Genomic DNA, 11,816 nt, shown 5'->3' with positions numbered 1-11,816 from the left:
TTTTAAAGATTATTCAGTCAATGCTGCTAGTGATTGCTTTTGGTAGCCATTGTGCATGTAGGTTTCGGCATCATCTTCATGTATTACTTTTCCACTTACCTTTTCCTGTAACCCCTGGAAAATGATAAACAATACAGGTATTACAAATACTCCGAAAATAGTACCTATGAGCATACCGCCTACCGCTCCCATACCGATAGAACGATTACCCACAGCTCCAACACCTGAAGAAAGTGCCAGTGGCATAAGCCCGAGAATAAAGGCAAATGAAGTCATTAGGATTGGCCTCAACCTGGCTTTGGCACCATCAATAGCGGAAGCAACCAAACTCATTCCTGCTCTTCTTCTCTGTATGGCATACTCTACGATCAAAATGGCATTCTTTGCCAGCAAACCAATCAACATGATAAGAGCTACCTGAAAATAAATGTTGTTATCAAGGCCAGCTAGGTTCACAAACGCAATAGCACCGGCCACACCTACAGGAAGTGAGGCAATGACCGAAAGAGGTAATATGTAACTCTCATATTGAGCACTTAGAAGAAAGTAAACAAAAACAAGACTAAGCAAAAAGATAAGTATCGCCTGATCTCCGGTTTTAACTTCTTCACGCGTGATACCTGAAAACTCAAAAGTGTAATCGTTAGGTAAAGTCTGAGCTGCTACTTCTCTAATGGCACTTACGGCATCTCCTGAACTATAACCAGGATTAGACTTACCATTGATGGTAACAGCATTAAGCATATTAAACCTGCTTACAACCTCGGGCCCATAAACCCTTTCGATATCCACAAACTCACTTATAGCCACCAGCTCGCCCTGAGTGTTAGTTACATATACGCCATCCAAAGACTCTGCTGTAGCCCTATCCTCAGGTTTAGCCTGCACCATAACGCGGTACTGCTTTCCAAACCTGTTGAAATCCGTAGTGTACAAACCACCATAATAGCCTTGAAGCGTATTGATGATCTCATTCACTGACAGTCCTGCCTCCTTAGTCTTTTCGACATTGATGTCCATTTTAAACTGCGGGAAGTTAGGGTTGAAAGATGAAAGCGCATATTGCACCTCAGGTCTTGCATTCAGAGCCCCCAGGAACTGCCCCATTGTACCTGCCAATTCATGCCAGCTCGCCGTTCCTTTATTTTGCAACCTCATTTCAAAACCGTCAGCATTACCAAAACCCTGAACACTAGGAGGAGTAAAGAATAGCACTCTTGCATCTTTAAAATGTGCCGTTCTTGCAAAAAGTTGACCTACAACCGCCTGCACTGATTCCCCCTCGCCTTTTCTTTCATCCCAGTCCCTAAGACTAACTACAGAGAATGCGTAGGAACCTCCATTTACCCTGTTCAGCAAACTGAATCCCACAATATTCATCCTGGCATCCAGGATATCCATGGATGCATAAATTGAGTCTAACTCTCTAACCACTTCCTCTGTCCGCTCCAGTGTGGTGCCAGCAGGCATTGTCACATCGGCAAAGATTATCCCGCGATCCTCATTAGGAATAAACCCTGATGGGGTAGACCTGAAAAGCACAACGGAAATAGCCACAAATACCAGGAGACCAACTATAGCCACTGCCTTTCTTTTTACAAGAAATCTTAAGGAATGAATATACTTGTCGGTTACGGCATTAAAAGCCGAGTTGAAAGCACCAAACAGCCTTGCTTTAACTCCCTTCTTATGTGTTTCTGACGGGTCGTGCGGCTTCAACAGCAATGCACATAGTGCAGGGCTTAAGGTAAGGGCATTAACCGCCGAGATCACAATGGCGATAGCCAGAGTAAGGGCAAACTGCTGGTAGAATACACCTGCAGGACCTTTTAAAAACGAAACCGGTATGAATACGGCCGACATAACCAATGTAATAGAGATCACTGCACCGGTAATCTCACTCATCGCCGAAAGGGTTGCTTTTTTGGCAGATTTTGCTCCTTCATCAAGTTTAGCGTGTACTGCCTCTACCACCACAATGGCATCATCCACCACAATACCAATAGCAAGTATTAAGGCAAACAGGGTCAGCATGTTGATAGAGAAGCCAAACAGCTGAAGGAAGAAGAATGTACCTATGATAGCTACCGGAACAGCTATGGCAGGGATCAATGTTGACCTGAAGTCTTGCAGGAAAATAAAGACCACTATAAACACCAGGATGAAAGCTTCCACTAATGTTTGGATAACATGATCAATGGAAGCATCCAGAAAGTCTTTAGTGTTATAAGGAATTACATAATCCAAACCTTCGGGAAAAGTAGCTTTGTTTTCCGAGAGCACAGATTCTATCTGCTTAATGATCTCCTGAGCGTTAGACCCGGAAGTTTGGAATATACCTACGGCAACGCCCTGGTTACCCATGGCTATATTTTTAGTTCCATAGTTAAAAGCTCCCAGCTCTACATCTGCTACATCTTTAAGGCGCAAATAGTTACCATTCCCTATTGATTTGATGATGATATTTTCATAATCTACAGCCTCTGAAAGCCGCCCTTTATACCTGATGGCGTATTCGTATATACCTTCGGCATTCTCTCCAAACTTACCCGGAGCTGCTTCAATATTCTGCTCTCGCAAAGCATTCTGGATATCCGAAGGCATTAGCTTGTAGGCTGCCATCTTTTCAGGCTTAATCCAAATTCTCATGGAGTAATCCTTGGATCCGAATACAGTTACCTGACCAACCCCTTTGATCCTTTGTAATTGGGGCACCAGGTTTATTCTGGCATAGTTTTCCACGAAAGTTTCATCGTAATTATCATTACCTGAAAACAAGGAGAAAAACATTAAAGCACTGGTTTGGCTCTTTTGTGTGGTAACACCCGTTTGCAACACCGCTTGAGGTAGTTTGCTATTAGCCTTGGCTACTCTGTTTTGAACGTTCACAGCAGCAATATCAGGGTCAGTACCCAGCTCAAAATAAACACTGATATTGGCGGCTCCATCATTACTGGCTGTTGAAGTCATATAGGTCATCCCCTCCACTCCATTGATCTCCTCCTCCAAGGGAATGACCACACTATTTAATACTGTTTCTGCATTAGCCCCAGTATATATCGCCTGCACCTGAACCGTGGGAGGAGCTATTTCCGGATATTGCTCTATGGGCAATGACGTTAAGCCCAGAACCCCTATTATAGTTATAAGAATAGAGATCACTGTAGAAAGTACGGGACGTTCTATAAATTTCTTTAACATGATATCGTTTTATTAAACTATGTTTTAGATGCAGCCTATTATTTTCCTGAGGCCACTGATGCAGTTGAAGGTGAAGAGGCGCCAGCCACATTTTCACCTTGAGGCGTTATCTGCATACCATCTTTAAGTTTGTTGGCTCCTGCTATAACAATCCTGTCCCCTTCCTCTAAACCAGACTTAACTATAAAATCTTTCTCAACACTTGTCACAACTTCCACTGGTGTAGGTTTAACCTTATTATCTTCTCCAACTACATAGATTAACTTCTTATTTTGTAGTTCGAAAGTTGCATTTTGAGGAATCCTGAAAACACTTTTATGAACAACCGGAAACCTAATTTCCCCGCTGCTGCCACTTCTTAGCAAAAAGTCCGGGTTGGGAAAAGTAGCCTGTAATTGAGTACTACCTGTACGTGTATTGATCAGCCCATTTATGGTTTTAATTTCGCCTTTATACTCATATTCTGATCCGTCTATCAACACAAGCGAAACTTCCGGCAACTCATCTATCAGACTTTTGTTCTTATCAGATTTAAACTGCCTGTTGATGGCAAGCAACTGTTTTTCATTAAGAGAAAAGTAAGCCCTTACGCTACTGATATCTGCTACAGTGGTTAATGGCTGAACTTCGTTACGTCCTACCAGAGCTCCTACTTTATAAGGGATACTTCCCAACACTCCCGACACCGGACTTTTTAGGTACGCATAACCCAGATTTTCTCTGCTGTTATTATAGTTGGCAGTCGCCTGATATAAAGCTGCTTTGGCTGCTGATAAATTGCTTTCGGCTGTTGCTAATTGTTTCTGACTCACAATATTCTTTTCAACCAACGGCTTAAGCTTTTCAACTTCCAGCTGCGCCGCCTCCACATTTGCCTCAGCTGCTGTAATAGTTGCTTTGGCAGCATTAGACTGCTGCTCGAGTTGATCTGCATTAATCTTGAAAAGTAGTTGCCCTGCCTTGACCCAATCACCTTCCTGTACATAAATTTCTTCTATAAACCCGTCAATCTTTGGCCTGATTTCAACATTTTGCTCCCCTTCAATGCTTGCTGCATAATTTGTATATGAAGTAACGTCTTGCTTCGAAACAGCACTTACAGGAAACGGTGGTGGTCCGGATGGTCCCTGAGCCTGCTGTTGCTGCTTTGCACATGATGCAAATACTACTGACGAAATAATGGCTCCATAAATAAATTTTCTCTTCATTACTTGCGTGATTTTTTTTATTTTTAACCTCCTGTTATTACTAGTTAGTTCTGTATTTAAAGAACTAATACGAGAAAAAAATTATTTGGTTTTACTTTCCCATTCTTTATATAGCTTGGGCAACTCTTTCCCCATGTACTCTAAAAAATTGACAAGGTCTTTGATAGCCTTATTAAAGTCTTTGGTTTCCTTAGTGCGGTGTTTAAGCACTTCCTCGAACATTTTGGACCAGCTGCATTTTTTACAAAAGCCATCCATAACATGTTCTCTCCAAAGTTCAATCTTCGATTTAAAATAACGCTTTCTGTCTCCGGGTTTAGTAATATATTCGGCCCTGTTCAGTTTTATAGCAATGTTGAGAGCATTACTTGTTGCACTTTTGCTCAAGTTTAAGGTTTCTCTTATCTCATCAAAAGTCAACTCAACTTTATCACTTACTAATAAAAGCCCCAATACCCTTGACACCGCTGGGGAAAGGCCTTCTGACTCCAGCATCAAGCCGATCTTCTCTACCAACAGTTTTTGCTCATCACTTAGCATAGGTACTTTTTATAGTTTATACAAAACTAATAAGTTTTTTTAGTTCCGCAACTGAAGAACCATAAAATTTACTTTCTAAAATTGGCTGTATGTAGTTTTAAAATAGGAGGGAAGAGACAGGAGAAACCGGTTAAAAGATTTCTCCTGTATAATATTATGCTTGCAAAGCAGCCTCATAGTTTCATAAGAGGCCACCATTGGTATTTACCTGATAACCTTTTAGGTTACTTTAGCCATTAATTTTCAGTTTTGCTTTGTTCCTCCCAATTTAACATTTCATCTATAGTATTGGTCGCTACAAAGTGATAATTGGGTCTGGCTTGTTCATAAATGTTTATAGCACGCTCTTTACCTGCTTCTGTCTTGAGCAGTTCACCATAGAGCGGAGTTAAGAATTTCCTTCTCCCTGTATTGACTAGAAAATGTTCCAGTTTAGAGTATGCAGGTTCGTAATTATGCTTAATAGCCTGTAGTAACCATGCCATCAACACCTCTGAATTGCCCGTTTGGGTAAAGCCAAAAGTTTTGTCTAGTTCGGTCAATCTGTTATTATCAAGTTCAACAGGTAGTACCCTGACAAAATGTAACCACTCATGAGACGACCACTGTGTAGTATCCAGCTCACTAGCAGGGGTTCCGTTAATAAACTTTTCAACCTGCTTGTCCACATTGGCAAACTTGTCTGACTGAGGCACGGGAGCATCTTCAGGAAGCCCCGGCTTATAGATCCACTCCTCTATCTTCACTTTACCGATGTTTACTCTTTCCTTATCCAGAAGATTTATTTGTAGCTGCTTTATAAACTCTTCAGTAGTCATTACCTCGAAAGCGTTTTTACTGAAGTAATCTTTCAAAAAGGTATCAAACTTTTCTCTTCCGACCTGCTCTTCCAGGTATCTTAAAAACAAATACCCTTTATCATAAGCGATCGAAGTAACCCCTTCATCCGGGTTTCTGCCTTCCAACTCAAGTTTAAGACGGGTATCCATTTCATTGTTATCATTCCGCATCTCTTCAATTTCAGCTTTCAGGTCCTGAGCCGCTAAAGATGCCAGCATTTCTGAATAGTCACGACCATACAGTCTTTCCATAATGCGCTGTTCAAAGTATACCGTAAAACCCTCGTTAAGCCAGAAATCATTCCAGGTCGCGTTGGTCACAAGATTTCCGGACCAAGAGTGGGCAAGTTCATGCGCAACCAGCGACGTCAGCGATCTGTCTCCTGCAAGTATCGTAGGTGTTGCGAAAGTCAACCTCGGGTTTTCCATTCCTCCAAAAGGGAAACTAGGAGGTAACACGAGTAAATCATAACGTCCCCATTGGTATGGTCCGTACAATTCCTCGGCAGCCGTTACCATCTCTTCTAACTCACCAAATTCATATTTCGCTCCATCAATCACTGAAGGTTCAGCATAAACGGCCGTTCTCGGACCTATTTCCGCAAACTCAACATGGCCTACGGCCAGGGCCAACAGGTAGGCAGGAATCGGCTGGTCCATTTGAAACTTATAAATACCATTTTCGTTCTTCTGTTGCGGATTTGCAGCACTCATTAGCGCCAGCAGGCCTTTTGGAACTTCAACCTCTGCACTGTAAGTAAAACGAATACCAGGTGAGTCCTGAATAGGCACCCAGCTTCTGGCTAATATGGCTTGAGATTGGGTAAATAAAAATGGATGATCTTTCCCTGCAGTCTGAACAGGAGAAAGCCATTGCAAAGCTTCTGCATCCGACGAGGTAGAATAGTAAACATTAACCTTTTTAGTATCAGGCTTAATTTTGATAGTCAGAGGGCTACCCATAGCATCCGTTTTCTGGCCCACGTCATAGGTCGCTTTCTGCTCATCATCGCCTAAGGTTATGCTATCAATCTTAAGGTCTTTGGTATCAAGAATAAGTTTTTCAGCATCTTCAGCATTTTCAATGGTCAATGTCGCCTTAGCCGTTATATTTTTTTCTTCAAAATTAACTTTTGCTTTCCAGTCAAGGTGTTTTACAACCGACTCCTTCGGGCGTGCATAACTATGCGGATCGTCTATTTTCATGGTCTTTGAGCTCTTTTCTTCATCCTCATGTTTTTCTTTTTCCGGTTGGCATGCCGAAAAACCTACCATGAGGATCAGCAATGAATAAAATAACTGCTTTAACATATCTTTTAATTATAAATGAATTCTCCTTTTGGACTCTGAATAGTCACCTGCTTTTTCTCTGAAGCTTCCACACGACCAATGATCTGTGCATCAATACCAAAGCTTTTAGAAATGGAAATAATGTCCGCAGCATGCTCCTCCTTCAGGTAAATTTCCATTCGATGACCCATATTAAACACCTTATACATTTCTTTCCAATCCGTACCACTTTCCTCATGTATGATGCGGAACAAAGGCGGCACTGCAAACAGATTATCTTTAATTATGTGCAAATTATCAACAAAATGAAGCACCTTGGTCTGAGCTCCACCACTGCAATGTACCATTCCGTGTATATGCTGACGATAGTTTTTAAATACCTCTGCCATCACCGGAGCATAGGTACGTGTTGGTGACAACACCAGTTTACCCACATTTACAGGGGCATCATCTACGGTATCGGTTAGTTTATACCCTCCTGAAAATACAAGATCCATGGGCACATCCGGGTCAAAACTTTCCGGATATGTTTCTGCATAGATCTTATTGAACACATCATGACGGGCTGAAGTAAGGCCATTGCTGCCCATACCTCCGTTATATTCTGTTTCATAACTGGCCTGCCCATAAGAAGCCAGGCCAACAATTACATCTCCGGCCTCAATATGATCATTACTGATCACATCCTTTCTCTTCATTCTGGCAGTAACGGTACTATCAACAACTACTGTTCTTACCAAATCACCCAGGTCAGCGGTCTCACCACCAGTGCTAATGATGTTGACACCATTATCCCTGAGCATCTGCAGCACTTCCTCAGTTCCGTTGATAAGGGCCGCTATTACTTCCCCGGGAATGAGATTTTTATTACGTCCAATGGTTGAGGACAACAATATATTATCCAATGCGCCAACACAGATCAGGTCATCAATATTCATGATGATGGCATCTTGAGCTATACCTTTCCAAACGGACATATCTCCTGTTTCCTTCCAATAGATATAAGCCAGGGATGACTTGGTTCCGGCACCATCAGCATGCATGATATTGCAATACTCAGGATCATTGGCTATGTAGTCTTCTACTATTTTACAGAAGGCTTGAGGGTAAAGCCCTTTATCAATATTCTTGATGGCATTGTGAACATCTTCTTTAGATGCTGATACTCCACGTTGTGCGTAGCGCTCGCTCATAGTTGTAATTTAAAGAATGAAGAGCTACAAAAATAAGAAAAGTGATGAGAGTTAGACGGATTAAAGCCACATCAAATTAAAATCAGTCTGGGGCACACTCACCTAAATGGTTAAGTCTCCATTCAGCTTACCCCAGGCAGCATTTTTATACGTTCTGCTAATGGGTAATTGATTTTCTCCGATGCTAACCTCCTCCTTGCTATAGGCTGTCACTCCATTTTTGTTGACAATAAATGACCGGTGGATACGGATAAACATTTCAGGCAGACGTTCTTCAAGCTTACTGATTTTCTCTTTGGTAACAACACTGGCCCCAGTGCGCCGATGTATTTTCACATAATCACTAAGACTTTCGATATAGATTACCTCATCATAGGCCAGCGATTTCAGTTGTCGCTCAGAGCGTACTGTAAACTGCCCCACCTCATACTTTTGCTTTTCTTCCTTAAGGCTATCAATATCTCTCTCTTTACTGAAGGTTCGACGAATCAGTAATATGAATGAGAACAGAAAAACCACAAAGTAAAGTGTAATAGCCAGTACAAAAACATCTGAAGATACCGGACTCATATTGTTATATGAATACTCCGCAAGAAAAATGAATGCAAGCATGATCACAACCATTTCAAGGTACAATGAGGCCACAAGCATGTATATGGAGTAGAGCACAAATACTCCATACTTTCTTTTAAGTAGAAACTTTGGTACCAAGTAGTAATTAAAAAAATAACAGGTGCCAGTAACTACTGGCATAAGCATGGAGACAAAGTAAAAACTCTCCTCAAATGAAGAATAATAAGGGGCAAAAACCACTGATAGTAAGATCAGCGTTGTGAGCCAAAACATGATGTGTACATAACTTTTCATAGTGGCGAATATCCCCTTTTAATGATAATCAGAGCAATTTAATCGACGGATTACAGGTTTACAGCCGGATTTGACATTGCCAACTGTAGCTACCCAACCTAGCTTTGAACTGTATAATTAATCAATTAAATTTAACTATCATGACAAAACTATTTTTTGAAGGTGGTCCCGCATTTATGGGCATACTTACATTGGTCCTTTTGGTAATTTTCACTCTGGCGGTAGCCAATGCCATCTATTTATTATCAGGCAAAAGCTATGACCCTCTGATTATGAAATCAAGATTGGGTTATATTAAAAGCACTGGCTTATTTGGGCTGATTATTGGCATACTTGGACAACTGATAGGACTTTATCAGGCTTTCTCAGCTATTCAACAGATGGGAGAAGTATCTCCTGCCATGCTTGCCGGTGGACTAAAAGTCTCTATGATCTCATCCATGTACGGCTTCCTGATTTTTATTATAGCTTATCTTCTTTGGTTTGGCCTTGAAGCTTTGGCGGTCAGAAACAAAGCCGTTGAAGTTTAATAGGGGTCAATAAAAAAACTGCTTCAGAAATTATGAGATAATTAATTTCTGAAGCAGCTTCTAAGCTAGATTTTCTATTTTACTGGCCTGAATCGTCATCATCAAAAAAGCGGTCCTCATCGAACTCATTATTATCATCGGTAGACGGCTTTTTCTCCCCTACTTCAAGTATCTTAAACTCTGTACGCCTGTTCACCTGATGTTCCTCTTCAGTTTTGGCATTAGGTATGATCAACTTAGACTCACCATACCCTTTAGCAGTCAATCTATTGGCCGAAATACCCTGGGAAATTATATAATCCACTGCTGACTTGGCCCTTCGCTGCGAAAGCTTCATGTTATAACTATCATCAGCCCGGTCATCGGTATGCGAACTTAATTCTATCTTTAACTCCGGATTATCTTCCAGAATAGTTACAAGCTTATCCAGTTCGCTTGCAGCATCCTCCCTGATGTCCGACTTATCAAGATCATAATAAATGTTCTCAAGCACGAAAATTTTGTTCTTCTCAATTTTCTCCAGAACAAGTAAAGTATCGTATTTTACATCCGTAACAAGCTGCTTCAGCGTATCACGGTCTACACTCTTTCCTACGGTAGTAAATTGAGCCCGGGTTATAAGGTATCGATCTTTACCTCCTTTTTTCTCCCCAACAAGGTTGTAGCGCTCATGCTCATAAACCCTAAACAGAAATTTACCGTCGTCTTCTGTAACAGTTTCATCCAACACTTCTCCTTGATGGTCAAGGAGTTTTACTTCTACCCGAGGCAGAATTATATGCTTATCATTATCGTCACGGGTCATAGTAACACCCTGCAGGTAATAATTGACAATTTTAAGATCAGGGTCTTCATTGACGAAAGTATAAATATCATCATCTCCTTCTCCTCCAACTCTGTTTGATGTAAAAAAACCTCTATCTGCCTTAAACAAATACATGCCAAAGTCATCCGCATTAGTATTCATTGGCTCACCAAGATTTTCAATTTCAATCCTTCCGTTTCTACGCTTAGCCACCAACAGATCCAGCCCTCCAAAACCGGCATGCCCATCACTGGAAAAGTACATAAAGCCATCATCAGAAATGTATGGGAACATTTCATTGCCTGTGGTATTTATCTCAGACCCTAGGTTTGTAACCTTATAAAAACGTCCTCTTGAATTTCTTTTGGCAGAATATATATCCGTACCACCATAGCCCCCAGGTCTGTTTGATGCGAAATAGAGTGTTTTACCATCTCTGCTAAAGGTTGGGGTTGAATCCCAGTAACCAGGATTATTAATATTCAGCATTCTTGGCTCCGTCCACCCATCACGACGATTACTTGAAATATATAAATTAACATCAGCTGTCCCCTTCTTCTTTCCTGAATTCCCACGTGCAAAAATCATGGTTTTTCCATCAGGGCTAAATGTCACCGCCCCCTCATTGATATTATAGTTATTGATAAGTTCATCGAGTTCTTTTATAGTAGCTGTATCAATCCTCGCTCCTTTGGTCTTTACTTTATATATGTTAGTGAACGGAGTACCTGTGGCCTTATATATTTTGCTATCACCTCGTGAAGAGGTAAAATAAAGCTCTCCATCATTATATACAGGAGCATACTCAGCTGCAGGTGTGTTGATATCATCAAGGTTCTTTACTCTATAGTAATTTTTCTTAGCCCTCACCTGCTGCAAATTATTGAGGTTATCATATTCCTCCTGTCCTCTTTTTTGGTATTCCTCATCTTTAACCAACTTCAAGTGCTGATCAAGCTCCTTTTTCGCTTGATCATAATCACCATTTGACTTTAGAGCAAACGCATAGAACAATCGGATAGAGTCATTCTTCATACCTCTATCTAGTGCCTTTTTGTAGTAAGGTACCGCCTCTTGCAATCTGTTGGATTGTCGGTAAGACTCTGCTATATAAAAGTTAGCTTCCGCATTATTTGGATCCTTTTTTAGTACCCCTTCATAAAGCTCAATAGTAGACTGAAACTGACCGCGATCAAAAGTTTTTGATGCCTTTTTCTCAGCACTACACGAAAGCAGAATAAGCGCCAGAAAGGCTATCGAAATTTTTAACGTCGCATTCATATTTTAATATTCCTTTGCCTAAATTTATAATTATTACTCCTCAATCGTATAACGACGAGTAT

The 11,816-nt window shown here is 41.0% G+C and carries 8 protein-coding genes; 1 reads left to right on the top strand and 7 read right to left on the bottom strand.

The window, feature by feature from the left end:
- Nucleotides 1-9: 9 nt before the first annotated feature.
- From JMN32_RS14460 to JMN32_RS14435, 6 genes are all read right to left on the bottom strand, one after another.
- Nucleotides 10-3,201, bottom strand: coding sequence for an efflux RND transporter permease subunit (locus JMN32_RS14460; RefSeq protein ID WP_202857053.1), 3,192 nt, complete (start codon nucleotides 3,199-3,201; stop codon nucleotides 10-12).
- A gap of 38 nt (nucleotides 3,202-3,239) precedes the next feature.
- The gene (locus tag JMN32_RS14455; protein ID WP_202857052.1) at nucleotides 3,240-4,409 is read right to left on the bottom strand and encodes an efflux RND transporter periplasmic adaptor subunit; all 1,170 of its coding nucleotides are present in this window, start codon (nucleotides 4,407-4,409) and stop codon (nucleotides 3,240-3,242) included.
- Between the two features lie 81 nt (nucleotides 4,410-4,490).
- Complete coding sequence (locus JMN32_RS14450; protein WP_202857051.1) at nucleotides 4,491-4,949, bottom strand: GbsR/MarR family transcriptional regulator; 459 nt, start codon at nucleotides 4,947-4,949, stop codon at nucleotides 4,491-4,493.
- A gap of 236 nt (nucleotides 4,950-5,185) precedes the next feature.
- Entirely contained in the window at nucleotides 5,186-7,099 is a 1,914-nt protein-coding gene (locus JMN32_RS14445) for a M1 family metallopeptidase (RefSeq protein WP_202857050.1), read from the bottom strand.
- 5 nt (nucleotides 7,100-7,104) lie between these two features.
- The gene (locus JMN32_RS14440; RefSeq protein WP_202857049.1) at nucleotides 7,105-8,271 is read right to left on the bottom strand and encodes an AIR synthase related protein; all 1,167 of its coding nucleotides are present in this window, start codon (nucleotides 8,269-8,271) and stop codon (nucleotides 7,105-7,107) included.
- A 102-nt stretch (nucleotides 8,272-8,373) separates the two neighbouring features.
- Nucleotides 8,374-9,138: a LytR/AlgR family response regulator transcription factor gene (locus tag JMN32_RS14435; RefSeq protein WP_202857048.1), complete on the bottom strand. Its 765-nt coding sequence runs from the start codon at nucleotides 9,136-9,138 to the stop codon at nucleotides 8,374-8,376.
- A gap of 140 nt (nucleotides 9,139-9,278) precedes the next feature.
- Between JMN32_RS14435 and JMN32_RS14430 the strand changes: the two genes are divergently transcribed.
- Nucleotides 9,279-9,668 carry a MotA/TolQ/ExbB proton channel family protein gene (locus tag JMN32_RS14430; RefSeq protein WP_202857047.1) on the top strand — a complete coding sequence of 130 codons (390 nt, stop codon included), beginning with the start codon at nucleotides 9,279-9,281 and terminating at the stop codon, nucleotides 9,666-9,668.
- Between the two features lie 79 nt (nucleotides 9,669-9,747).
- Here the strand turns inward: JMN32_RS14430 and JMN32_RS14425 are convergent, their stop codons facing one another.
- Nucleotides 9,748-11,754, bottom strand: a complete 2,007-nt coding sequence (locus JMN32_RS14425; RefSeq protein ID WP_238354477.1) for an OmpA family protein — start codon at nucleotides 11,752-11,754, stop codon at nucleotides 9,748-9,750.
- Nucleotides 11,755-11,816: the final 62 nt, after the last annotated feature.

It is taken from the genome of Fulvivirga marina, from assembly GCF_016775155.1.
GTDB classification, from domain to species: domain Bacteria; phylum Bacteroidota; class Bacteroidia; order Cytophagales; family Cyclobacteriaceae; genus Fulvivirga; species Fulvivirga marina.
This window is presented reverse-complemented; position numbering and strand designations above follow the sequence as displayed.